Genomic DNA, 22,354 nt, shown 5'->3' with positions numbered 1-22,354 from the left:
GTCCGGAGGCCAGGATCTTCTGCTTGAGTGCAGCGATATCCTGCGCATCGACCAGCGGGTGGTCGACCGCCGGGATGGGGTCTTGCCAGAGCAACTGTTCGGCCGGCACTTCCGGGCCAAGGTAGCGGGCGCGCGGCCCCATGTCGCGGTGGGTCAGCTTGAACCATGCACGGGCGAAGGCATCGGCGAGCTGGTCGGGATTCGCCAGAAAACGCCGCGAAATCTTCTCGTAAGCGGGATCGAAGCGCAACGAGAGGTCGGTGGTGAGCATCGTCGGCTGCACGTTCTTCGAGGAATCGTGAGCGTGCGGGATCGTTTCGCCGGCACCTTTGGCGACCCATTGGTTGGCACCGGCGGGGCTCTTGGTCAGTTCCCAGTCGTACTTGAACAGGTTCTCCAGGTAACCGTTGCCCCACTTCGTCGGCGTGGTGCTCCAGGTGACTTCCAGACCGCTGGAGATCGTGTCGCCGCCGTGGCCAGTGCCAAAGCTGCTCTTCCAGCCCAGCCCCTGGTCCTCGAGGCTGCCGCCTTCCGGTGGCGGCCCCACGTGGTCGGCAGGACCGGCACCGTGCGTCTTGCCAAAGGCGTGGCCACCGGCGATCAGCGCGACCGTCTCCTCGTCGTTCATGGCCATGCGCGCGAAGGTTTCACGGATATCCACTGCCGCGGCGAGCGGGTCGGGATTGCCGTCCGGACCTTCCGGGTTGACATAGATCAGGCCCATCTGGACGGCGCCCAGCGGATTTTCCAGGTTACGTCCGTTGTCGTCGCGGCTGACCTCGCCGCCGTGCAACGCCTGGTCCCCCACGATCACGCCTTCGTCTTTGCCGGCTGCACCCTTGCCATACCGGACGTCGCCGCCCAGCCAGGTCTTTTCGTCGCCCCAGTAGACGTCCTGGTCCGGCTCCCAGGTGTCCTCGCGACCGCCGCCGAAGCCGAAGGTCTTGAAGCCCATGGTCTCGAGCGCGACGTTGCCGGTGAGAATCAACAGGTCGGCCCAGGAAAGCTTCTGGCCGTACTTCTGTTTGATCGGCCAGAGCAGGCGGCGAGCCTTGTCGAGGCTGACGTTGTCCGGCCAGCTGTTGAGCGGCGCGAAACGCTGCTGACCGCGTCCGGCACCGCCACGGCCGTCGCCGATGCGGTACGTGCCGGCACTGTGCCAGGCCATGCGGATGAAAAACGGACCGTAGTGGCCGAAGTCTGCCGGCCACCAGTCCTGCGAATCGGTCATCAGCGCCGCGAGGTCCTTCTTCACCGCAGCGAAATCAAGGCTTCTGAAAGCCTCGGCGTAGTTGAAGCTGTTGTCCAACGGGTTGGACTTGCTGGAGTGCTGGCTGAGCAGGTCCACCCGCAGCTGCTTGGGCCACCAGTCACGGTTCGTCGTGCCGCCGCCGGCGGCATGGTTGAACGGGCACTTTGCTTCGTCTGACATTCGCTATCTCCTTGAGGGATGTACCCACCACCTGTTCTTCTACGGCATCTGGCTTTCTACGGTGGATCGCCGATCCCGCGCCGGCGGGGTGCCGGAAAAACACAGGGTGGGCTCTTTCTGATGTGCTACTGCTGTCACCCGACGCGCATGGTGTTCGTTCGATAACGGATGTCGTGGCGTGCATTGGACCAGGACGGCGCGCGTCGGCAGACCTACCGCACCTAAAAATATAGGTAAGAGTGGCCATTAACAGAATGCGATTTTTGCAATGCTATTGATAGATCACGACTATGACGTGACAGGCGCGTTTGATATTTATAGTTAACCGCTTTCTGGCACTTATTGGTGGTCCGTGTACCGGGTCGATTCCGGACGCCGTTGCCGCGTCACCTTCTGACTCGCTTCCAGGCGCCGGCCTGCCTGGTTCCCTGAATGCGCCCATCACTCTCCGTGCACTAGCAGGCAAGCGGACCTGCGCTATCGGGCAAGCGCTGCCTGGGCTGTCGGCGATATCGTTGTCTCACCCCCGCAAAACCTGCCGCCCCTTTTGGGGGAGCGACGATATCAAAGGAGACGATGATGGAAATCAAGCCGAAGGTCCGCGAAGAAGCTGTTCAACTGAACGATATCCCCTGGAAGGCGTTCCCCGATGCGCTTTCCCATGGCGGCATCCGCTGGAAGATGCTGCACGCCTCGCCGGAGATGGGTGCCTGGACGGCGATTTTCGACTGCCCGGCCGGCTCCTCCTTTAATGCCCACTTCCATGTCGGGCCCGGCGAATATCTTCTGATGAAAGGCCGCATGGATGTCCGCGGCGGCGCCGAGCACGGTGGTGACACCGTTGTCGCACCCGCATACGGCTACGAATCCGCGAACGCGCGGCACGACAAGACGTATTTCCCCGTCGACAGCGAGTTCTACATGACGTTCCTAGGCCCGCTGTCATTCATCAAGGAAGACGGCACGCCGATCGTCGTCGTGACGTGGGACGAAGCGCAGCGCGCCTACGCGGGTTAAGCCCGCGCTGAGCCGAACGCCCGCAACAGCCTGTCTGCGGGATCTGCAACCGGTTTTGGAGACATTGAACATGACCCATTCAGCACCGATCGACGGTGCCACCCAGCAGGTGTTCGACCACCATCTCGGCGCGTTCGCTCAAGGTCTGGACGAGCTTCTGAAAGACTACGACGACAGCTCGACGATCATCACGCCGGACAAGACCTATCGTGGCAGCGCGGAGATCCGCGCCTTCTTCAAGGCGTTCATCGAGAGCGCCGATCCCGGATTCTGGCCCGCATTCAAGATCACGAGCAAGAGCACGGCGGGCGTTGTCGCCTATCTGGCGTGGGAGGCGAAGCCCTGGGTGACGCTTGCAACCGATACGCTTGTCATCAAGGATGGAAAGATCGCGGTCCAGACCTTCACCTCCTTCTCAGGCTAAGCGCCGCTCGCAGCAGGCAGCAGGCAGCAGGGACGGTTCGGACAGGTCCGATCTTAGGTTTTATATAGGATTACTATTTCTGGAAGAAAAAATTGGCCAAGATCATTCACTCCATGATCCGTGTTCACGACCTTGACCGGTCGTTGCAGTTCTACAAGGATGCGCTCGGACTCTCGACCAGTCACCGTCTGGACTTCCGCGACTTCTCGCTCGTGTATCTGCGCAACGAAGAGAACGACTTCGAAATAGAGCTCACGTGGAACAAGGGTCGCGAGCCAGCCTACACGCATGGCGATGGCTACGGGCACGTCGCGGTCGCCGTAGCAGACGTCGAATCTGAGCACGAGCGGATGGCGGGACTGGGTATCAACCCGACCGCGGTGAAGGAATTCAAACGTGGCGACGAGATGCTCGCGCGCTTTTTCTTCATCCAGGACCCCGACGGCTACAAGATCGAGGTGCTGGAGCGCTCAGGGCACTACGTGTGAGTGATGCGGCGCGGTGACGAGTCAGGCGCGCCACCGCCGCGTGTCAGCGTCAGAATCAGACAACGTCCGCGCCCGAGCCCACAGTGCTACTCGGCGCTGCGCGGCGCACGTCGCCGGGCGAGGCGCCATACCGCTGCCGGAAGGTCCGGCAGAAATGGCTTAGCGAATTGAAGCCCCACCGGAACGCGATCTCGGAAATTTGCAGGCGCTGGAAGGCGGGATCAATCAGCGCCTCTTTGCATACGTGCAGACGACTGTCCAGGATAAATCCGGAGACGGTCATCTCGCTGCGCTGGAACAGCATATGCAGGTAGCGCAGCGAGATATTGTTCGCCTCTGCGATGCGCGTTGGATTCAGATCTTCCTCATGCAGGTGCTGCAGGATGAAGTCCTTCACGCGCCGCAGCATCGCCGCACCCGCATCGAACGTCGCCGAGGGCTGCTGGCCCGAGAGGGCAATGCCAAGAAGTTCGAGCGTGGACCGGCTCACAGAAGCCTGAACACGCTGGTCGAGGCTGTCGATCTGGTTCGACAGTGCCAGCAGGTGGACCGCCAGCAGCGAGCCAACGCCCGTACGGCTTTCGATCTTGCCGCCCGATGGTGGCTGCTTGCGCTCCGGCAAACGCTCCCGCATCAATGACCAGGGGATCATCAGCGTCACCTTGTGCAGCCGCTCAAGCACTTCGAACTGCACCTCCTGATCGGTCGTCCATACAACGAGGTCGCCCGATGTCACCTCCACCCCGGAATCGCCAATCCTGAAGCGCTCACGGCCGCCCGTGGTCAGTTGGACACCCACGTACAGATCATCGTCATGCCGTACCTGAGCGCGTGTCCGTTGTCCGATACAAGGGTCACATATCGTTTCAACAATCCCGGCGCCGGCGAAGTCGTGTTGCTTCACACTCGCATAGAACGTCGCAGGCAACCGTTGCGGAACCTGCCACTCCCTGTAGCTGTGACTCAGCACATCCTGCCAGGCGTCCGTGCGATCGTTCGTGGGAACCCCATCGATCGACCATTCGGTGAAAGCGTTTTGCAAGTCTGCCTCCAATCTCAGCGCCTCTTCCATGGGAGACGCTTGCGCCATTTTTCGAGGGTACACGCAATGACCCGGCCCTGCGCGTGATGCTAGCTTCATCCGCTCGGGTTTGCTGCATCGCACACCTGCCAGACCTGCGCGTATCAGCCGTACTCCGGTATTACCTGAGCGACCGCACTATCCCCATTATGGTTCTCGTTGCAGCCCCACCCTTGCTCCATCGTGCAAAAGGAGTTGACCTTACGCGCACGGGTATTTCGCAACCTCGCGAGGCGTGCTAGCCACCGCGCGCCTTGCCCTCTGCCGGTCTTCGGCGAAGACAGCGCGTGCGCTATACGCTAATTTTCCGTGCACGGAAATGCAAACAGCACGCCGCCCCGACTGATACCTTGAATGCATCGACCCGCGCGGGTTCCGCACTAGCGACCCAGAGGGCCGAAGCGCGCCATGGGGTGAAGTGAGATGCCTCACCAGCCCAGGCGCGAGGCAATTCTTGATACACCCGCCCTTCAATCTCAGGAGTACTGGTCATGCCACTTATGGATGTTACTTTTGCGCAAGGTTCACTGAACACAGAGGCTCAAAGCAGGCTCTCGGCGAAGCTGTGGTCCATCGCGCTTCGTTGGGAAGGAATCGAAGTTAACGAGACATCCGCGTCCGTCGCCTGGGTCTATCTCGACGAACGCCCCCAACATCACATCACTGTCGCCGGAAAAACTCCCAAGCAGAACATTTATCGCGTCAATGTTCGGGTCATGGCCGGCTTCATGGATCAAAAGCGGATCGACAGTCTCGCCCGCGAACTAACCGACACAATCCTTGAAGTCGACGGAACGAAGGGTGACGACAGCGGCCCACGCGTATTTTGCATTATCGAGGAGATTCCTAGCGGGACCTGGAGTATCGACGGGCAGACCTGGACCACCGCGTTCACCGCGCATACCTTGCAGCTCGACAGCGAACGCATCGACGCTATGGAACAAGCCGTGGCCGCCCGCCCCCGTATCGATGTTCCCTATACCGTAGAAAAGTAAACAAAGTCTGCGGCAACCCCGGAGACGACGCATCAAAGCCGGTTGTCGCATGAACCGCGGTATCTCCGCAGCTTACCGTCAGCCGCACCGATAATTGATGAAATTGAAATGATGCATTCACCCGTGCTCTCTTTCTCCTCTCCGAGACATTTCCTAAAGTAGTCGCAACACCCACGGGACAGCGAACGAAATCGGTCGGCCGGCCCGCCATCCCCAGCTTCAAAGGACACGATCATGAGTCAGGAGACGCTCTATTTCGACGACCTCAAGGTCGGCGACACCTTCACCACCGATTCGTATGAAGTCAGCGCTGCTGATATCAAACGGTTCGCCGCGGAGTTCGATCCGCAACCGTTCCATCTCGACGATGAAGCCGCGCGCGACACGATGTTCGGCGGACTCGCCGCGAGTGGCTGGCATACCGCAGCCATCACGATGCGTCTACTCGTCTCCGATGGCCCGAAGCTGGCCAACGGCGTGCTCGGCGCCGGCGCCGAGATCGAATGGAAGATGCCGACGCGCCCCGGCGACGTGCTGCACGTCGAAAGCGAAGTCGCGGAGCTGACCCCGTCTCGCTCGCGCACTGATCGTGGAATGCTGGTGCTGCGCTCCAGAACGATCAATCAGCATGGCGAAATCGTGCAGAACCTGAGCGCAAAGCTGATCGTCGCGCGCCGCCTCGCCTGACACCGAACACCAAATACATTTCCAGGAGACTTATCGTGATCGTCGATCCCTCGACTCAGGACGCCAGCGCGAACTACAAACTGCTGATTGGCTCGATCCTGCCGCGCGCAATTGCATGGGTCAGCACGCTCTCCAAAGACGGCGTCGCGAATCTCGCGCCGATCTCGTTCTTCACCGCGGTCGGCCGCAAGCCGCCGATGGTATCGATCTCGATGCAACCGCGCTCCGACGGCGTCACGCTGAAGGACACGTTCGTCAACATCCGCGACACCGGCGAATTCGTCGTCAACATCGTGAGCCTCGAGCTCGCGGACGCGATGCACCGCACTGCGTTCGAATTCCCGTCCGAGGTCGACGAGTTCGACGCGGTCGGCCTCAAGAAGGCCGCGTCGCTGACCGTTCGTCCGCCGCGCGTGGCAGCGGCGCCGATCGCTTTCGAATGCAAGGTCGACCGGATCATCCCGATCGGCGACCAGAACGACCACGTGGTGTTCGGCGAAGTGCTCCGCTTCCAGATCCGCGACGACCTCTACCTCGATCGCGGCCGCATCGACACCGCCGGTCTGCAGGCGGTCGGCCGCCTCGCCGCCGAATACACGGTGGTGCAGAACGCGTTCACGACGCCGCTCGACTCACAGGTGCTCACGCTGCTGCAGAACGCGAGAATCGGCCGGCTCGACGGGTTCGACGACGGCTACTCGCCGATCGACGCCGCGAACTGGTCCGCATCCGGCCCGACGCGCTGATTTCCGAACGACTCAAGAGGGCATACGCATGAATCCGACTCATCCGACCCAGCCCGCGCTGGTGTTCATCCACGGCTTCCTCGACGGCGCCGCCGCGTGGGACGATCTCGCCCGGCACCTGGGCGATCGCGCGGCCGGCGCGCTGCGCGTCGATCTTCCCGGAATGGGCGCGCGCGCCGGCGAACCCGGCCCGTACAGCCTCGAGCGCTTCGCGGCGGACGTCACGACGCAGGTCCGCGCGCTGTCGCGGCCGGTCGTGCTCGTCGGGCACAGCATGGGCGCACAGATCGCCGAACTCGTCGCCCAACGGTTAGACGAGCGGGTCCGCGGCCTCGTGCTGTTGACACCGGTGCCGCTACGCGGCACGGGCCTGCCCGACGACGCGATGCGCACTTTCCATGCGCTCGGCGGCAATCCTGTCGCGCAGCGCGAGTTGCGCCGCAACCTGTCGGTGAAGCTCAGCGACCCGCAACTCGAACATCTCGGCCAGCTAGGCGACCGCGTCGACGCCGCAGCGGTCGGCACCCTCGCCGATCTGTGGAACAACGGCCATCCGTCGGGCGCCGAACCTGCGCGATACCGTGGCCCCGTGTTGATCATCCGCGGCGCCGGCGACGCATTCGTCACCGCCCAACTGATCTCGTCGGGCGTGACGCCGCGCTTCGAAGCGCCGAGCGTCGTGTCGATCGAGCGCGCGGGCCACTGGGCTCACGTCGAGCAACCTGACGCGGTCGCGCGCAGCGTCGGATCGTTTCTCGCGAACCTCGAACTGGCCTCGCATACGCCGGTCGTGCCGGTCGCGCCGCAAGGCTGGACCCGCGCGTTCGAGCGCAAGTCCGCGGACGCGTTCGCCGATGCGTTTGACCCGAACGTCGTGCTCGAAGCGAGCGCGCTCGCAAAGCCGGTCGTCGGCAGCGATCAGGTCAAGACCGTAATGACCGCGGCGAGCAAGATCTATGAGGCGCTCTCATTCACGCACGAAGCGCACAACGACCCGCGCAACTACCTCGAATGGGAAGTACGGGCATTCGGTGGCGAGCAGATGCGCGGGATCACGGTGCTGACCAAGAACGCGCTAGGCAAGATCGTTCACGTGGCTATCCATCATCGCCCGCTCGGCGGCGCGCTGAAATTCTCGGCCGAACTCGGCCGCGTCCTGCAAGGGCAGCTCGACGCGAGCTTCTTCTATCGCGGCGCGTGATTCGCGCGCCCATGCAAAATCCAGGAGATTGAAATGATAAAACGTACCGACGTGGAATTCGAAGTGGACGGCGGCGTCAAGCTGCGCGGCTGGCTCTTCGTTCCGCCCGGCGAGGGACGGCGACCCGCGATCACCATGGCGCACGGCTACGCCGGCGTGAAGGAGCACGCGCTCGAGCCGTTCGCGCGCGCTTTCGCCGAAGCCGGCTTCGTCGTGCTGCTGCACGATCATCGCGGCTTCGGCGCGAGCGAAGGCACGCCGCGCCACGACATCGATCCGTGGCGTCAGATCGCGGACTGGCGACGCGCCATCAGCTTCCTCGAAAGTCTCGACGTCGTCGATCCGGCTCGTATCGGCCTGTGGGGCACGAGCTATGCGGGCGGCCATGCGATCGTGCTCGGCGCGACCGAGCGGCGCCTGCGCTGCGTCGTCGCGCAGGTGCCCACGATCAGCGGCTACGAACAGGGGCTACGCCGCATTGCGCCGGAGAACGTTGCGGCGATCGAAGAAGCGTTCGCCGACGACGATCGCGCACAATTGCGCGGCGAGCCGCCCCGGCGTCAGGCGATCGTCAGTGCCGACCCCGCGATCCCCGCGTCGTATCGCGCGAAGGACGCGATCGGCTTCTATCTGCAGCCGCTGCCGGACGGCGCGTGGGAAAACAACGTGACGGTCCGCTCGACACGCGCCGCGCGCATGTACGAGCCCGGCCACTGGATCGCGCGCGTATCGCCGACGCCACTCCTGATGGTGGTCGCCATGCGCGACGCGATCACGCTGACCGACCTCGAACTCGCAGCCTACGAACGCGCGCTGCAGCCCAAGCGCCTCGTGACGATCGAAGGCGGCCACTTCGATCCGTATCTGTCGCAATTCCGGCTTTCCAGTGAAGCCGCAGTCGAGTGGTTCAGGCAGCACCTTGGCTAACGACCACTTTCACGACAAAGGATTTCCCCATGTCTCACCTGACTGTCAGCTTCGACGATGGCCTCGCGACGATCGTCCTCGACCGCCCTCCGCAGAATCGCATCGACGACCAGATGGTCGACGAACTGGCCGCGGCCGTCACCGCGATCGAGCGCAGCGACGCGCGCGCGGTGCTCGTGCGCAGCGAAGGCGAAAACTTCTCGTTCGGCGGCGACATCATGACCTGGCCCGATGCGAGCGTGCGCGAACTGCGTGCCCGCTTCGCCCATTACCTGTCCGTGTTCAATCGCTTCGAGCACCTGCCGCTGCCGGTCGTCGCCGCGGTGCAGGGTCTGTGTTTCGGCGGCGGCCTCGAACTTGCGCTGCGCGCGGACGTGATCTTCGCGGCCGAATCCGCGACGTTTGGGCATCCTGAACAGACGCTCGGGATCGTCACCGTGCTCGGCGGCATCTACCGGGTCGCGGAGCGCGCGGGCCGCTCGCGCGCGTCCGAGTGGGCGCTGACATCGGAAAAAGTCCCTGCCGCGACGATGGAACGCTTCGGCCTCGTGAACCGAGTGGTCGCCGACGCGGACCTGCTGAAGGAATCAGCCGATTTCGCGCGCAAGGTCGCACGCGGCCCCACTCGGGCCTATGCCGCACATAAGGCGTTGCTGCGCGCATGGGCGGTTGGCGGCGTCGCGGCAGCGGACGAAGCAATGTTCGACATCGCGATGCCGCTGTTCGACACTGACGACGCGCGGCGCGGGATCCGCTCCGCAGTCGACGCGCTGAACGCGGGCCGCCCGCGCCCGGCGATGGATTTCAACGGGCACTAGCAGCACGCAGCGGGATTGCGGTCTAATGGCGTCTCTCCCATCGAATGGAGCCGCGCATCATGGACCGCATTGCAGCAATGAACGCATTCGTCCGTGTGGTCGAAGCCGGGACGTTCGTGAAGGCGGCCGACACCCTCGACGTGCCGAAGGCGACGGTGACGCGGCTCATCCAGAACCTCGAGGCAGATCTGAAGGTTCGCCTGCTGCACCGCACGACGCGCTCCGTGACAGTCACACCAGAAGGTGCGATCTACTACGAGCGCGTCATGCGCCTGCTCGCGGACTTGGCCGACATCGAATCGACCACCACGCATGCGCAGAGGAAACCCTCGGGCGGGATCCACGTCGATGTCCCGACTGCCATCGGTACGCTCGTGCTAGTGCCCGCACTCGCGGACTTCTACCGCGCCTATCCGGATATCGGCATCGACCTCGACCTCGGCAACAGGCGCACCGACCTGATGACCGAGGGCATCGACTGCGCGATCCGCGCCGGTGAAGTCGACGAGCAGTTCCTGGTCGCACGGCAGATCGGCAGCTTCGGCTTCACGACATGCGCAACGCCCGCGTTTCTCGACGCCCACGGCACGCCTGCAGCGCCGGACCAGTTACGCGATCTGCCGACCGTCGGCATGACCCCGTCGCGCGGCGGCCGGGCACTGTCGTTCCAGTTCTCCCACAACGATCAGAAAGGTGATCTCGCGCTGAATCACCGGCTCGTCGTGGATGATACGAATGCGTATCTGGCCGCGGGCCTCGCGAGCCTCGGGATAATCCAGGCGCCGACGTACTCGGTGCGCGGCGCGATCGCCGCCGGGACACTCGTGCCGCTACTCGTGGACTGGCAGCCGCAGGCCACCCCCGTGCACGTGATCTACGCGCCGAACCGCTACCTGAGCGCCAAAGTGCGGGTGTTCATCGACTGGATCATCGAGCTGTTCGAGCAGAACGAACACCTGAGACGCCGGTGACGTTCATTCGGCATCCATTGAGCGCCCTTCCAGTTGGGGTCGCTAGCTTGATGAACAGCGTGGGCCTAACTCACGGCGTTTTCTACACGCCATTTTGAGTTCCTGTTCAGCTGCATCGGGAACAGCTCTCACGCACGGACTGCTGTTTGCGCGCGACCAGCGGAATGCCAATGATGAGTGCGACTACGGCAATGACCTCAACCCCGGCTGCGGCAATAAATCCGCTGGCATAGCTGCCCGTCGCATCGCGAAGATACCCCGTCATCCAGGGAGTCAAAAATCCTGCAATGTTGGCCACAGAGCTGATGATCGGCACACCGAATGCAAGCGTATTTTCGCGCATGAACCGCGCAGGGAGTTGCCAGAAGAGCGAGACCCCAGCACCGGTCCCGGCTATCCCGAACACCAGCGTCACAAAAGTGGCCGGCCGGCTGCTATGCCAGACAAGAACCAGCATCAGGACACTTGTGAGCGTGACCAGCGCAGCGATTGCGCAATGCCACCGAACGTCTCGATAACGGCTCGCGAATGTAGAAAACGCAATGTTGCCGATTGCACCCAGCACACATATCGCAGCGACCGCGTTGCCGATCGCGCTATAGCCTCCGAAGCCAGCTTCGCGCAGGATCGTCGGTGTATAGAAGCCTAAGGCGGTATTTGCAGCGAGGATGCAGAAATAGATTCCCGCGAGCAGCCAGAGCATCGGGTTGGCCATCAGGGGAGACGAGCTTTCCGCGGGCGGTACAGCATGATTCCGGTCCCGCGCGAAATCGTCCAGAATCAGACGTCGCTCGGCGTCCGAGAGCCAACGCGCGGTAGCGGGCCCATCCGGAAGGACAAAGAGCGCCACCCCTCCGAGCAGAACTGTCGGAATGGCTTGCAAGAGAAACATCCATCGCCATCCAGCCAACCCCCACATACCGCTCATATACTCGAGCACGACGCCGCCGCTCAAGCTCACAGCGACTGTCGAGCAAACTGCCGCAGAATGGAAAATGCTGAAGTTTCGCGTGCGCCGCTTCGTTGGAAACCACTGGTTGAAATATAGAATGACGCCTGGGTAGAACCCAGCCTCGAAGACGCCAAGCAGAAAGCGGATGGCATAAAACATTCCTACAGACTTGACGAACATCATGGCGATACTCGCCGTGCCCCAGCCGATAGCAATCATCGATATGACCAGTCTTGCACCCATGCGTTGCTGAACGATTGAACTTGGAACAGAAAAAAAGACATATCCAAGGAAAAACAGCCCCGCTCCAAGACCGTATGCCGTTTCGCTAAAATGCAGGTCCGATAGCATTTGCAGCTTTGCAAACGCCACGTTCGCCCTGTCCACCCACGCGAGCATCCATAAGGCAAACAGAAGAGGGATGATTCGCCACTCAGAAGTCAAATAGGCCTTGCGCAACAACCGGCGCGAGTCGGTGTCTGCCTCTAACACTTCTGTTTCGAACAACGCGCTCATCAGATCGTCTCCAATTATGGGCTCCCAGTTCTTGCGCCGGTTCTCCCAAAGTTTCAGTCGCCCCGATCTTTCGATCGAGGCCCGAGCACTGTCACGCCCACTTCGCTGGCACGACTTCTCCGCGATTTTCTCCAAAGCCAATCCGTGCGTAACCGGGACGCTCGCACCAGCCAGTCATCACCACTACGTCGCCGTCTTCGAGGAATGAGCGAGCTTCGCCATTCGGTAACTTGATGGGCGACTCACCGGCTTCGGTGAGCTCGATCAGTGCACCAGCCTCTCTTCGGGTCGGACCAGAGATCGTTCCGCTGCCTAGCAGATCGCCGCTGCGAAGATTGCATCCGCCAACAGTGTGATGGGCCACCATCTGCGCGATGGTCCAATACTGATGACGAAAGCTCGTGTGCGTGAGCCGCGTCGGTGGCATGCCGTTTCGCCGGGTGTCCCCAGTCTCAAGCGCCACCTCGAGCTGAATATCGATCGCACCAGACGCATACGTTTCAGGCGAGGACAGGTAGGGAAGCGGCTGCGGATCACTCTCGGGGCGCGTCCATTGCGCACGAAATGGAGCGAGCGCTTCCATCGTGACAATCCATGGCGAAAGCGTCGTTGCGAAGTTCTTTGCCAGAAAGGGACCCAGCGGAGCCGATTCCCACGACTGAATGTCGCGAGCGGACCAATCGTTTAGCAAACAAAGTCCGAACACATGCTCTTCCGCCGACTCCACCGATATCTGCGTTCCCTTCTCGTTCCCGGTCCCGATGAAAATGCCTAGCTCCAGTTCGTAGTCAAGCTTGGCGCACGTCCCGACCTCGGGCACCTGGTTTCCGGCCGTCAAGCGCTGACCAAACGGCCTCCGCACCCGTTGGCCCGATAGACCGATGCTCGACACTCGGCCGTGGTAAGCAATTGGCATCCAATGGAAATTAGGCGACACCACACCGTCCGGGCGGAGCAGCTTAACGATGTTCCGCGCGTGATCAATCGACGTATAGAAATCGGTGTAGTCGCCAATCTGCGCGGGCACGCCATATTCCACCTCTGACTGAGCAACCAGACACTTCTCGAGTATGTCAATCCCGGGCCCAACACGCCGACTTGTGTCCCCCATCTTGAACAAGGCGAAAAGCGCGTGCCTTAACGCCCGCCATGCGACTGGCCCCAAGCCGAAAAATTCATTCAGGCTCGGTCGCGCACAGGCTCGCGCCGCCTCGGCGGCGAGCCCGTCGAATGCACCTGCGTCGGTCAACGCACCGAGATCGATCACCCGATCTCCAAGCGCAACTCCGCCGCGAAACCCCTCCTCCGTCCCCGCACGGCGAAACACACCAAATGGCAGGTTCTGCAATGGGAACGGCGTGTCATTCCGGTTTGCCGATTCGAGCCAGCTCTTCGCTGAGGCATCATGAGTGTGATCAAGGCGCATCGAAATCCTCGCGGATACCACGGCGGCTCAGCAGAACCCGACGTTCCCGAAGCTCCTGAATAAACGCAGGATCAACGTTCCTTTCGGCAAGCAGTTCAACATTGTGTTCCCCCTGAAAAGCAGGGATACCCGGCGGCGGCAAGGTGGCCGTGCTGAAGCGCCACGGTGGGCCAGGCATGCGCATCGTTCCGCCGGAACGATCGTCGACTTCCACGATGGCACCCCAGTCTTCCGCCCATTCGGACTCCGCAATTTCCTGCGTCGTGCGAACCACACCGATCGCCAGACCCTGCTCGCTCACTTGTGCCTGCAGTTCATCGAGATCGTTGAACGTCATGATCCAAGTCCGGATTTCATCGAGCAGCACATCGAGATTCTCCCGACGCAGCAGCGCGGTGGAGAAACGCGGGTCCTGCAGAAGATCCGTGCGCCGCATCATCGCGCAATAGCGAACGAACATCGGTGAGTAGATCGGGCTCGCGGCAATCGTCACCTGGCGGCCGTCGGGCAGCCGGAAGATATGAGACTCCGGCGCGCTCAATGCGGGCGGCTCGCCGTTCGTGTCGATACCCGACAACTGCGCGCCCGCCCGCTCATTGACTGCCAGCATGGTCGCGGCCATCGAGACGTCGACGTGCTGCCCCTCACCCGTCTGGCTTCGGTGCTGAAGCGCGGCGAGGACGGCGATGGCGCCGTGCAGCCCGGTGTACACGTCCGCGTGACTGCACGCGTCGTTCCTGACTTCATCCGGGCCGTGCTCGTAGTGTTCGCGCAGAATATCGGTGAGACCGGTCTCAGCCTGCACTGTCGGGGCGAACGCGGGCCGGTTGCGCCACGGACCCGTCTGACCGTAGCCGCTCATTGAGACATAGATGACGGCGGGATTGAACTCGCGAACCTGCTCATAGCCGAGGCCAAAACGCGCGAGCGTACCGGGACGGAAGTTTTCGACAATGATGTCGGCCTCGCGGCACAGATCGGTCACGATCGCACGCGCCTCGGGCCAGTTCAGATCGAGACTCAGGTTGCGCTTGCCTGCATTCTGCTGCGCATAGTAGACCGACATGGTGCCGATGAACGGCACACCACCCCGTCCGGAATCGCCGCCGGGCGGCTCGATCTTGGTCACGTCGGCGCCCAGGTCGCGCAACGTCTTCGTGCAAAGCGGGCCGGCGAGCACCCGTGTGAAATCTACGACCTTCAATCCTTCAAGCGGAGCACCCATGATCAATTCCCCTCAAATACTGCCGAGCCGGGTCCGGTCTTCATGAAGGCGCTAAGACCGCGCTTCTGATCAGCGCTCGCCCACATCATGCTGTTCATGTCCGTCTGCTGGGCGTCTGCGCCGGCAATTCCGTGACGTGCCGACAGGTTGGCCAGGGTCTTGATGGCGCGTAGCGCGACCGTGGGGCCCGCCGCGAGTTGTCTTGCCCACGACATTGCCACCGCAGGCAACTCGGACTCCTCGACAACAAGATTGATCGCCCCCCAACGTTCCAGTGCTACCGGACTGTGGCGGCGGCCGAACATCGCCATTTCTTTCGCACGTGCGGGGCCGACGCGCTGCACGACACGCTGCACACCACCGAGCAGCGGGATCAGGCCCAGCGACGCTTCCGCCATGCCGAAGAAGGCCGTGTCGGCTGCCACGATCATGTCGCAGGTCAATGCCAGTTCGAAACCGCCGCCAAGCGCTGCACCGTGCACAGCGGCGACAGCGGGAAGCGGCACGTTTTCGAGCGCATCAAGCAAAGCGTCCAGCCCCGCCTGGTCTCGCCGGGCCTGCCCTCCGGTGAAGCCCGCCACATCCGCCCCTGCGCAGAAGTGCCGCATTGCGCTGCGCAGCAGAATCGAGCGGCAACCCTCGTTGACGGCCTTGCTGTAAGCGTCCAGCAGATCCTTCAGGAAGTGACTCTCGATCAGGTTATGGGGCGGCTTCGACATCGTAACGACGCCAACCGCGCCGTCCTTTTCAAACACGACAGTGCTCATTTCTCGTCCAGGATGAGTGCCCGGCACAATGCCAGGCATTTTGGTTGAAATAAAAGCGAACACATCTAAGATAGGGACGAAGCTCGCTCCGCCCAGCAGAAGGATCAGATGTTGTCGCCAGGGGACTCAAAAACGACCCAACGTGAGACAATGATAACGGTGTTAACTTAGAGCGAAATCAGGGAATTCCCGAACAACTTCATACCGTCCACATCACCGTCACGAGGCAGTTCATTTTCTGGTTGGCATGGCAGTCAGACAGACAGATGCGTTGCGCGCGCGGAATTCGCACGCCTATAATTGTTGCCTTCGACAACCTTTGACCAATACCGTGAGTCCGAAACCCTCAAGCGGGACTGCTGTGCCGTACCACCATGGGAATCTTCGTCATGCCCTGATTGCCGAGGGCCGTACGGCATTGGAGGAGATTGGCGCCCACGAGCTGAGTTTGAGGTATCTCGCCCGCGCGGTAGGCGTATCAGAAGCTGCACCCTCTCGACATTTTGCTGGCAAGGAGGGTCTGCTGGCCGCGATTGCAGCCGATGGATTCCTGGAACTTGCCGCCTTGCGATCTACGATAGAGGCGTGCGACGAATCTGCGATGGCGAAGGCATACCGGATGATGCGCACGTATGTCGAATTCGCACAGCAGCACAAAGGACTTTTCGACTTGATGGTCGGGCCGCGCCTCATCGTTCGCGATAATTATCCGGAACTCGTCGAAGCAGGCACGAAATCGTTCAACCTGTTTGCATCATCGGTTCAGGATGCCGCGGTGGAAAGCGGCTGGCAAAAGCGATCTCTTCCGCTAGTCACCCACGCGGCCTGGAGCATGGAGCACGGGCTCGCCACGTTGATTCTCTCCGGTCGAGCACCGCAAATCGGTTATTCCGTGCGTATCGATCAGATGATCCATTTTTCGATCTGCATGTTTCTGAGTGCCGTTGCTGCCGGCCCGTCGCACCTTGAAGCGTGGATTCGTCTTCCTGCCACCCCCGCCAAAACCGAGGTGTAGGCAGGCGGTAGATTCGCAGGCGCTAACGTCGTTGGACCTGGGAGGCATCGTTGATCGCGTGCTCCACGACCAGGAGAAGCTTTTTATCGAGGCCGCGTGCTGTTTCGTCGACTTCTGCATTTTCGCAAACATCGAGAAGGGACGATGGCTGGTCATACTCGATGCGAACGCGATTCTCCTCCTCTTCATAAGCAATCAGCGTTAACGGAACATACTGGCCAGCACGTACGTCGTGCCTGGTCATCTGTATCGCGACCAGTGGGTTTCCCAATATGAACCGGATAACCTTCCTGCTTTGCCCGACCATTGTGAGCGCACGACCGTGGTCAAGCGTAAAAAAGATCATCAACCCCTGGTCGCCCTCCATGCCTTGAATCGCGGCCGCTGCTTCGCGAGGCTGCCCTGCCAGGGCGGCAACGGCTGCCTGATCGAATTGCCCAAGTCTTTCCTGAAAGCTTTTAACAAAGCTTTCAAAAGTGACGTCGGCATCGATCGTGACGCGAACTATTTGTCTTTGGGTTTCAGATGTCTTCATTTTGAACTCCTTCGAAATCGGATTGGGTTAATACGCTATAAACTGGGCCGATAAGTGTGCTCCACATTCCCATCGCCCAGCCATCCTTCAGTGCGCAGCCGCGGCGGCATCGCTTGAGCCACCCGCCTTGCCTGGCTTGGTGATCCAGACAAGCGGAATGATGATGATCATGATGATCGCGGCTCCATAAAACACGTCATTCAGCCCCAACATCGCTGCCTGCGCCTGCACCGTCTGATCGAACAACGCATACGAAGCGCCTTGTCCCAGACCAAGCACCGAATGGTAGGTGTTCATCTGCGCATTGAAGATCGGGTTGGTCGGGCTGGACTGCTGCGTCAGGATCTCGTGATGCAGGATCGTTCGGTTATTCCACACGACGTTCGCCAGCGACGTACCGATACCGCCGAAGAACACGCGTCCGAAGGTGGACAGTCCGGCTGCGGCCGGCACCTTTTCGGGTGGCTGTCCTGACAGAATGATCACGGTAAGCGGAGCGAAGAACAGCGCCATCGGAATACCCTGCAGCAGGGTCGGCAGGATGATGTATCCCTCGCTGATGTCGGTATAGAAAAACGTACGCATGAAGTAGACAATCGCGAATCCGATGAATGCGAACGTGCCGATGATGCGCGCATCGGAACGCGGCAGGATCTTGCCCATGATGGGTGCGCCGATCACCGCGAAAATGCCCAGCGGCGCCGTGGCGAGCCCCGCGTCGACAGCCCGGTATCCCAGGTATTCCTGCATCCACTGCGGAAGCAGCACCAACGTTCCGAAGAAGATGCCATACGCAATGGCAATCGAAATGGTGCCTCCAAGGAAGTTGCGCTGCTTGAACAGCGTCAAGTCGACGATCGGATTCTTCTCCGTCAGCTCCCAGATAATGAATGCCGCGAGACCGACTGCGGCGACGATAGCCAGCACGACAATCGTGCTCGACGAGAACCAGTCGAGATCCTTGCCCTTGTCCAGCATCACCTGAAGCGACGCGACCCAGACGATCAGCAGCAGCAGCCCGACAACGTCGATTGGCAGTTTTCTGGCCGGTGTATCGCGCTTGCGGTAGAGCATCCAGACCATCGCGGCAGAGAACAGCCCGACCGGGATGTTGATATAGAAGATCCACGACCAGCTATAGCTGTCCGTCACCCAGCCGCCGAGCGACGGCCCGACAATCGGCCCGGTCACCACAATCATCGAGAACAGCGCGAGTGCCAGCGAGGATTTCGCCTTGGGCCACGAACTGAGCAGCAACGCTTGCGACATCGGGATGAGCGGCCCGGCAACGGCCCCCTGCAGGGCGCGCGCAAGCAACAGGATAGGCAAGGTCGGCGCAATGCCGCACAGCCAGGACGCGAACACGAACAACAAGATCGAGCCGACGAACAGCCGGACCTGCCCCAGCCTCTGCGTCAGCCAGCCCGTCAACGGGATCGCGATGGCATTCGCAGCGGCAAAGACGGTGATGACCCACGTGCCTTCGTCGACCGATACGCCGAGGTTGCCGGAAATGGTTGGAATGGCGACGTTGGCGATCGACGAGTCGAGCACGGTCATAAAGCCCGCGAGGCCAACGCTCAGGGAGCCCAGGGCGAGCGTCGCCCCGGTCAGCGGCGGGTGAGTTGGATGGTTGGTGGTCATGGTGATACGGCTATCCTGTGTCGGGCAAGAAAGGCGCGGCGTCTCTCGCGTGCCGCGGTCCAATGAGCGGAGGTCATTCGTTTTCGGCGATGATCCGCGCGATCGCGGCATCGGCCTCGTCGCCGTACTTGGCGAAGACGTCCGTCTTATAGGTCGACGTAGACTCAGTCCCGAGTTGGGCACCGGCGGGGTCCTTGACGTTGACATCCACGTTCATCGACAAGCCCACACGCAGCGGATGCTTCTCCAGTTCCGCGGGTGGAATCTCGATGCGCACCGGCAGTCGCTGCACCACCTTGATCCAGTTACCTGTCGCGTTCTGCGCCGGCAACAACGCCAGTGCCGATCCGGTGCCCGGCGTAAAGCCCACTACCTTGCCGTGATAGACGACGGAGGCGCCGTAGACGTCGGCCGTCAACTCGACAGGTTGTCCAACCCGGATGTGACGAAGCTGCCACTCCTTGAAGTTCGCATCGACCCAGACCTGCTCGAGCGGCACCACGGACATCAGCGATGCGCCGGGCGACACGCGCTGGCCGACCTGAACCGAGCGCTGCGCGATATATCCGGTCACGGGGGCCGGCAACGTGGTGCGCGCATAAGCCAGGTAGGCGTCGCGAACGTGAGCGGCGCTAGCCAGTACGTCCGGATGCTTTTCGACCGACGTGTTGGCCGTCAGCGCGCGATTGGCGCCAAGCTGCTGCCGGGCCGCCTCAAGCGCAGCCTGAGCCGAGCTGACGGCGTCACGTGCATGTGAGATTTCCTCGTCCGACACCGCCCCCGTCATGCCCGTGGAAAGCCGGCGCCGCAGATCGTCCTGGGCCTTCGAAAGATCCGACTGGCGTTCAGCGATATCCGCGCGATATCGGTCATCGTCGGCATAGAGCCCATGGACTCTGCGAACGGTTTGGCCCAGATTGGCCTCGGCCTGTTGCAATGCGATCCTGGCGTCCGCGGGATCGATCTGGACGATCGGTTCGCCCTTCCTGACGATTTGCGTGTTGTCCGCATTGACGCCGATGACGGTCCCCGTGATCTGCGGCGTGATTTGCACGACGTTGCCGTTGACATAGGCGTCGTCGGTATCCACGTGATGACGGGCGTCGAGGAAATAGAAAGTGCCGTACGCAGCGCCCGCGATCGCAAGCGAGGCAGCAAGCAGCGAAAGCAGGAGTTTGCGTTTGCCGGGCTTCTTTTCCGGCTCTTTATCCGATGATGACTGAGGTGCGTTCATGTGTAGCTCCAATAAAGTTTGATGGTCGCGGTCAGGCCGTTACGGCTGGCCGCCGATCTGGTTGTTCAGTGAGTTGCCGTGCCGCCGGCCGACGCGGGAATCGGTGTCTCCGCATTCGCAGCAAGGCCAGCCTGTGAAGCATCGAAGCCGCCGCCTAGTGCCTTGATCAGCCCGATCTGCATGCCGCGGCGATCCATTTCGAGGTTCACGACGGCCGTTTCGGCTGCGAGCCGGTTGTCATCCGCGTTCAACACCTGCAGTTGCTGGTTCAAACCCGCCTTGTAGCGAACGAGCGCCAGTTGATAGGCTTTGGCCTGCGCATCCAGGGCCTGCTGCGCGTCGACCAGTTGACGGTCGGCCGAGTGGATCTGGGTGACCTGCGTGGCAACATCGGATAAAGCGTTGATCAACGTCTGGTTGTACGTTGCGACGTCGTAGTCGAAGTCCGCATAGCGGCCCTTCAGTTGGGCGCGCAGCGCACCGGCGTCGAAGATAGGAAGATGAATCGCGGGTCCACCCTGAAGTTGACCGCTTCCGGCCGTCAGGAATCGCCCCCAGCCAAACGCGTCCAGTCCTGCCGCTGCGGAAAGATTGACGTCAGGAAAGAACTCAGCCTTCTTTTCCTTCACATCGTGAATGGCTGCGTCCACCTGCCAGTAGGCCGAAACGATATCCGGGCGCCGCGAAATCAGGTCGGCGGGCAGGTTGTCGGGAAGCGCGACGCTGGCACCCTCTCCGAGCGATGGATTGGCGATCTTGAGGCCACGGTCCGGTCCTTCACCCAGCAGGGCTCCCAGCTGGTAGCGTACGGTCGTGATCTGTCCGTCGAGGTCGCTGACGCTCGAACGGCTCGTCGCGGTCTCGCCATAGGCGGTCTGCCGCTCCACGTTGGTGTCGAGCCCCGCACCCACGCGCCCATCCGTGATTCGCCCGATATCCTCGCGATTCTTCACTTCGCGGACCTCGATATCGCGCAACGCATAGAGCTGAGCAAGATGGTTGTAGGTGCTTGCCACCGAAGCGGCCAACGAGATGCGGACCTCCTCGGCTTCGGCTTCAGCGACCTTCTCCTGCGAGACGGACTGACGCAGCCGCTCGCGATTCTTGCCCCACAGGTCGAGGTCAAACGAGGCACTGGCGAGCACGTTGTTCTCGCTCTGCCAGGTGCCGTTGATCGGCGGTGGAGCGGACCCATTGCCGCTATAGAGTTCGCGCGTCCACGAATAGCTTCCCGTCACGTTGGGATAGAGCGCGGAATGGGCGTTGCCAACAGAGGAAGACGCTTTCTCAATGCGTGCACGGGCCTGCTCGATCGTCGGATTGCCTGCCAGCGCCTCGTCGATCAGCTTGGGCAGCTGCGAATCGCCAAACTGGTTGGCCCAATCCATGGCAGGCCACTGTCCGCCCTCGGCAGGCAAGCTCTCCTTCGTCTCGTAGCGGGTGGGCGGCGCAATCTGCTTGTCGCTCTTGATGCCGGCGAAGTTGACGCAGCCGGCCAGACCGAGCGCCGCCACCGCCGCGGCTATCGAGGCCGCCCATGCGCTCGCGCGCGGCTGCGGTCGGTAGTGATTCGTCATGGTTTCCATTTCCTTCCTCCCTTCTGGGTAACTTGGCTTTGTACGGCTAAAAGTGCATATGCACACATTAGCGTTCAGTTGTTCACGTATCAATGCACCGAAGTGCACCAGTTTGTTGCGTTGTGGTTACCTATCGGACACGTCGTTTGTCATGCGGAACAGTTCGCTTTGCAGACGAGCGGCCTGTTGCGGCCCAAAGCTACGTTCGAAGCTGGCCTGCGCGGCTGCCCAGTGAGCGGCCGCTTCGTCAAGCTTCGCCAACCCGCTGCTCGTGAGTACGACTCGCAGTCGCCGATTGTTTTGCCCTTCCGCGGGAACTGCCACAAAACCGCGTCGGAACAAGGGCTGAAGTGCCCGCACCAGAGTCGTCCTGTCCATCACCATCGCCTCGGCCAACTCAACCATCGTCAAGCTCGAATAGCGGCCCAGTGTCCCGAGAATGCTGAACTGCGTGGGCGTGATGCCGGCCTCCGACAAATGACGCTCGTAAAGCTTCGAAATGTGTCGAGAGGCCTGACGGAGGGCGAAACAGTAGTCGCTCTGATGATCCTTTGAGTGCATACGCACAGATTAACGTAGCGACCACCGGGAAGCGATGCAGGCCGGGGGATCAGTTTGTTGTCGTTTCGCGCACCAATTACCCTAGGAATGTCTGGAATTCTGCGCCGGAGGCCGC

Annotated in this window: 22 protein-coding genes; 11 read left to right on the top strand and 11 right to left on the bottom strand. The window is 61.5% G+C overall.

Features of this window, described 5'->3' with window-relative positions; translation table 11 throughout:
- On the bottom strand, positions 1-1,432 hold a 1,432-nt coding region (locus tag GNZ12_RS14710), incomplete at its 3' end, for a peroxidase family protein (protein WP_328806004.1).
- A 579-nt stretch (positions 1,433-2,011) separates the two neighbouring features.
- Between GNZ12_RS14710 and GNZ12_RS14705 the strand changes: the two genes are divergently transcribed.
- The 3 genes from GNZ12_RS14705 to GNZ12_RS14695 all read left to right on the top strand — a co-directional run bounded on the left by GNZ12_RS14705 (position 2,012) and on the right by GNZ12_RS14695 (position 3,361).
- Positions 2,012-2,449, top strand: coding sequence for a cupin domain-containing protein (locus GNZ12_RS14705; protein WP_172311003.1), 438 nt, complete (start codon positions 2,012-2,014; stop codon positions 2,447-2,449).
- A gap of 70 nt (positions 2,450-2,519) precedes the next feature.
- Positions 2,520-2,873, top strand: coding sequence for a nuclear transport factor 2 family protein (locus GNZ12_RS14700; RefSeq protein ID WP_172311002.1), 354 nt, complete (start codon positions 2,520-2,522; stop codon positions 2,871-2,873).
- Between the two features lie 92 nt (positions 2,874-2,965).
- A complete protein-coding gene (locus tag GNZ12_RS14695) occupies positions 2,966-3,361 on the top strand; it encodes a VOC family protein (protein ID WP_172311001.1) in 396 nt (131 codons plus the stop codon).
- Positions 3,362-3,416: 55 nt separating this feature from the next.
- Here GNZ12_RS14695 and GNZ12_RS14690 read toward each other — a convergent pair whose 3' ends face one another.
- Positions 3,417-4,433 (bottom strand): helix-turn-helix domain-containing protein, encoded by a 1,017-nt coding sequence (locus tag GNZ12_RS14690; protein ID WP_172311000.1) that lies wholly within the window; start codon positions 4,431-4,433, stop codon positions 3,417-3,419.
- A 500-nt stretch (positions 4,434-4,933) separates the two neighbouring features.
- On the opposite strand from GNZ12_RS14690, the gene GNZ12_RS14685 reads away from it, so the two are divergent.
- From GNZ12_RS14685 to GNZ12_RS14655, 7 genes are all read left to right on the top strand, one after another.
- Complete coding sequence (locus GNZ12_RS14685) at positions 4,934-5,437, top strand: tautomerase family protein (RefSeq protein WP_172310999.1); 504 nt, start codon at positions 4,934-4,936, stop codon at positions 5,435-5,437.
- A gap of 234 nt (positions 5,438-5,671) precedes the next feature.
- The gene (locus GNZ12_RS14680) at positions 5,672-6,124 is read left to right on the top strand and encodes a MaoC family dehydratase (protein ID WP_172310998.1); all 453 of its coding nucleotides are present in this window, start codon (positions 5,672-5,674) and stop codon (positions 6,122-6,124) included.
- 35 nt (positions 6,125-6,159) lie between these two features.
- A complete protein-coding gene (locus tag GNZ12_RS14675; protein ID WP_172310997.1) occupies positions 6,160-6,870 on the top strand; it encodes a flavin reductase family protein in 711 nt (236 codons plus the stop codon).
- A 28-nt stretch (positions 6,871-6,898) separates the two neighbouring features.
- On the top strand, positions 6,899-8,071 hold the full coding sequence (locus GNZ12_RS14670) for an alpha/beta fold hydrolase (protein WP_172310996.1): 1,173 nt from the start codon (positions 6,899-6,901) through the stop codon (positions 8,069-8,071).
- 33 nt (positions 8,072-8,104) lie between these two features.
- Entirely contained in the window at positions 8,105-8,998 is an 894-nt protein-coding gene (locus tag GNZ12_RS14665; RefSeq protein ID WP_172310995.1) for an alpha/beta hydrolase, read from the top strand.
- A gap of 29 nt (positions 8,999-9,027) precedes the next feature.
- Entirely contained in the window at positions 9,028-9,816 is a 789-nt protein-coding gene (locus GNZ12_RS14660; protein ID WP_172310994.1) for an enoyl-CoA hydratase/isomerase family protein, read from the top strand.
- A 59-nt stretch (positions 9,817-9,875) separates the two neighbouring features.
- Positions 9,876-10,787: a LysR family transcriptional regulator gene (locus GNZ12_RS14655; protein ID WP_172310993.1), complete on the top strand. Its 912-nt coding sequence runs from the start codon at positions 9,876-9,878 to the stop codon at positions 10,785-10,787.
- Positions 10,788-10,893: 106 nt separating this feature from the next.
- Here GNZ12_RS14655 and GNZ12_RS14650 read toward each other — a convergent pair whose 3' ends face one another.
- The 4 genes from GNZ12_RS14650 to GNZ12_RS14635 all read right to left on the bottom strand — a co-directional run bounded on the left by GNZ12_RS14650 (position 10,894) and on the right by GNZ12_RS14635 (position 15,673).
- Positions 10,894-12,255, bottom strand: a complete 1,362-nt coding sequence (locus tag GNZ12_RS14650) for an MFS transporter (protein ID WP_172310992.1) — start codon at positions 12,253-12,255, stop codon at positions 10,894-10,896.
- Between the two features lie 91 nt (positions 12,256-12,346).
- Entirely contained in the window at positions 12,347-13,687 is a 1,341-nt protein-coding gene (gene fahA / locus GNZ12_RS14645; protein WP_172311011.1) for a fumarylacetoacetase, read from the bottom strand.
- Positions 13,671-14,906, bottom strand: coding sequence for a CaiB/BaiF CoA transferase family protein (locus tag GNZ12_RS14640; protein ID WP_172310991.1), 1,236 nt, complete (start codon positions 14,904-14,906; stop codon positions 13,671-13,673). Before GNZ12_RS14640 ends, fahA begins: the two co-directional genes overlap by 17 nt.
- 2 nt (positions 14,907-14,908) lie before the next feature.
- Positions 14,909-15,673, bottom strand: coding sequence for an enoyl-CoA hydratase/isomerase family protein (locus tag GNZ12_RS14635; RefSeq protein WP_172310990.1), 765 nt, complete (start codon positions 15,671-15,673; stop codon positions 14,909-14,911).
- 319 nt (positions 15,674-15,992) lie between these two features.
- Here GNZ12_RS14635 and GNZ12_RS14630 point away from each other — a divergent pair, with 319 nt between their 5' ends.
- Complete coding sequence (locus GNZ12_RS14630) at positions 15,993-16,688, top strand: TetR/AcrR family transcriptional regulator (protein WP_235993729.1); 696 nt, start codon at positions 15,993-15,995, stop codon at positions 16,686-16,688.
- A 22-nt stretch (positions 16,689-16,710) separates the two neighbouring features.
- On the opposite strand, the gene GNZ12_RS14625 is transcribed toward GNZ12_RS14630, so the two are convergent.
- From GNZ12_RS14625 to GNZ12_RS14605, 5 genes are all read right to left on the bottom strand, one after another.
- Complete coding sequence (locus tag GNZ12_RS14625) at positions 16,711-17,223, bottom strand: DUF302 domain-containing protein (RefSeq protein ID WP_172310988.1); 513 nt, start codon at positions 17,221-17,223, stop codon at positions 16,711-16,713.
- An 87-nt stretch (positions 17,224-17,310) separates the two neighbouring features.
- Positions 17,311-18,867 carry a DHA2 family efflux MFS transporter permease subunit gene (locus GNZ12_RS14620; protein ID WP_172310987.1) on the bottom strand — a complete coding sequence of 519 codons (1,557 nt, stop codon included), beginning with the start codon at positions 18,865-18,867 and terminating at the stop codon, positions 17,311-17,313.
- Positions 18,868-18,940: 73 nt separating this feature from the next.
- A complete protein-coding gene (locus GNZ12_RS14615) occupies positions 18,941-20,101 on the bottom strand; it encodes an HlyD family secretion protein (RefSeq protein WP_172310986.1) in 1,161 nt (386 codons plus the stop codon).
- Between the two features lie 65 nt (positions 20,102-20,166).
- Complete coding sequence (locus GNZ12_RS14610; RefSeq protein ID WP_172310985.1) at positions 20,167-21,687, bottom strand: efflux transporter outer membrane subunit; 1,521 nt, start codon at positions 21,685-21,687, stop codon at positions 20,167-20,169.
- 117 nt (positions 21,688-21,804) lie between these two features.
- Entirely contained in the window at positions 21,805-22,155 is a 351-nt protein-coding gene (locus GNZ12_RS14605) for a MarR family winged helix-turn-helix transcriptional regulator (protein ID WP_328806003.1), read from the bottom strand.
- Between the last annotated feature and the right edge of the window lie 199 nt (positions 22,156-22,354).

It is taken from the genome of Paraburkholderia solitsugae, assembly GCF_013177695.1.
Lineage (GTDB): Bacteria > Pseudomonadota > Gammaproteobacteria > Burkholderiales > Burkholderiaceae > Paraburkholderia > Paraburkholderia solitsugae.
This window is presented reverse-complemented; position numbering and strand designations above follow the sequence as displayed.

What these genes read in the sequence shown, in the direction of transcription:
- GNZ12_RS14685 (WP_172310999.1), top strand. Translation starts at nt 4,934, where the DNA reads ATGCCACTTATGGATGTTACTTTTGCGCAAGGTTCACTGAACACAGAG.
- GNZ12_RS14625 (WP_172310988.1), bottom strand. Translation starts at nt 17,223, where the DNA reads ATGAAGACATCTGAAACCCAAAGACAAATAGTTCGCGTCACGATCGAT.
- GNZ12_RS14615 (WP_172310986.1), bottom strand. Translation starts at nt 20,101, where the DNA reads ATGAACGCACCTCAGTCATCATCGGATAAAGAGCCGGAAAAGAAGCCC.
- GNZ12_RS14650 (WP_172310992.1), bottom strand. Translation starts at nt 12,255, where the DNA reads ATGAGCGCGTTGTTCGAAACAGAAGTGTTAGAGGCAGACACCGACTCG.
- GNZ12_RS14670 (WP_172310996.1), top strand. Translation starts at nt 6,899, where the DNA reads ATGAATCCGACTCATCCGACCCAGCCCGCGCTGGTGTTCATCCACGGC.
- GNZ12_RS14635 (WP_172310990.1), bottom strand. Translation starts at nt 15,673, where the DNA reads ATGAGCACTGTCGTGTTTGAAAAGGACGGCGCGGTTGGCGTCGTTACG.
- GNZ12_RS14680 (WP_172310998.1), top strand. Translation starts at nt 5,672, where the DNA reads ATGAGTCAGGAGACGCTCTATTTCGACGACCTCAAGGTCGGCGACACC.
- GNZ12_RS14665 (WP_172310995.1), top strand. Translation starts at nt 8,105, where the DNA reads ATGATAAAACGTACCGACGTGGAATTCGAAGTGGACGGCGGCGTCAAG.
- GNZ12_RS14700 (WP_172311002.1), top strand. Translation starts at nt 2,520, where the DNA reads ATGACCCATTCAGCACCGATCGACGGTGCCACCCAGCAGGTGTTCGAC.
- GNZ12_RS14655 (WP_172310993.1), top strand. Translation starts at nt 9,876, where the DNA reads ATGGACCGCATTGCAGCAATGAACGCATTCGTCCGTGTGGTCGAAGCC.
- GNZ12_RS14690 (WP_172311000.1), bottom strand. Translation starts at nt 4,433, where the DNA reads ATGGAAGAGGCGCTGAGATTGGAGGCAGACTTGCAAAACGCTTTCACC.
- GNZ12_RS14660 (WP_172310994.1), top strand. Translation starts at nt 9,028, where the DNA reads ATGTCTCACCTGACTGTCAGCTTCGACGATGGCCTCGCGACGATCGTC.
- GNZ12_RS14705 (WP_172311003.1), top strand. Translation starts at nt 2,012, where the DNA reads ATGGAAATCAAGCCGAAGGTCCGCGAAGAAGCTGTTCAACTGAACGAT.
- GNZ12_RS14610 (WP_172310985.1), bottom strand. Translation starts at nt 21,687, where the DNA reads ATGGAAACCATGACGAATCACTACCGACCGCAGCCGCGCGCGAGCGCA.
- GNZ12_RS14640 (WP_172310991.1), bottom strand. Translation starts at nt 14,906, where the DNA reads ATGGGTGCTCCGCTTGAAGGATTGAAGGTCGTAGATTTCACACGGGTG.
- GNZ12_RS14620 (WP_172310987.1), bottom strand. Translation starts at nt 18,867, where the DNA reads ATGACCACCAACCATCCAACTCACCCGCCGCTGACCGGGGCGACGCTC.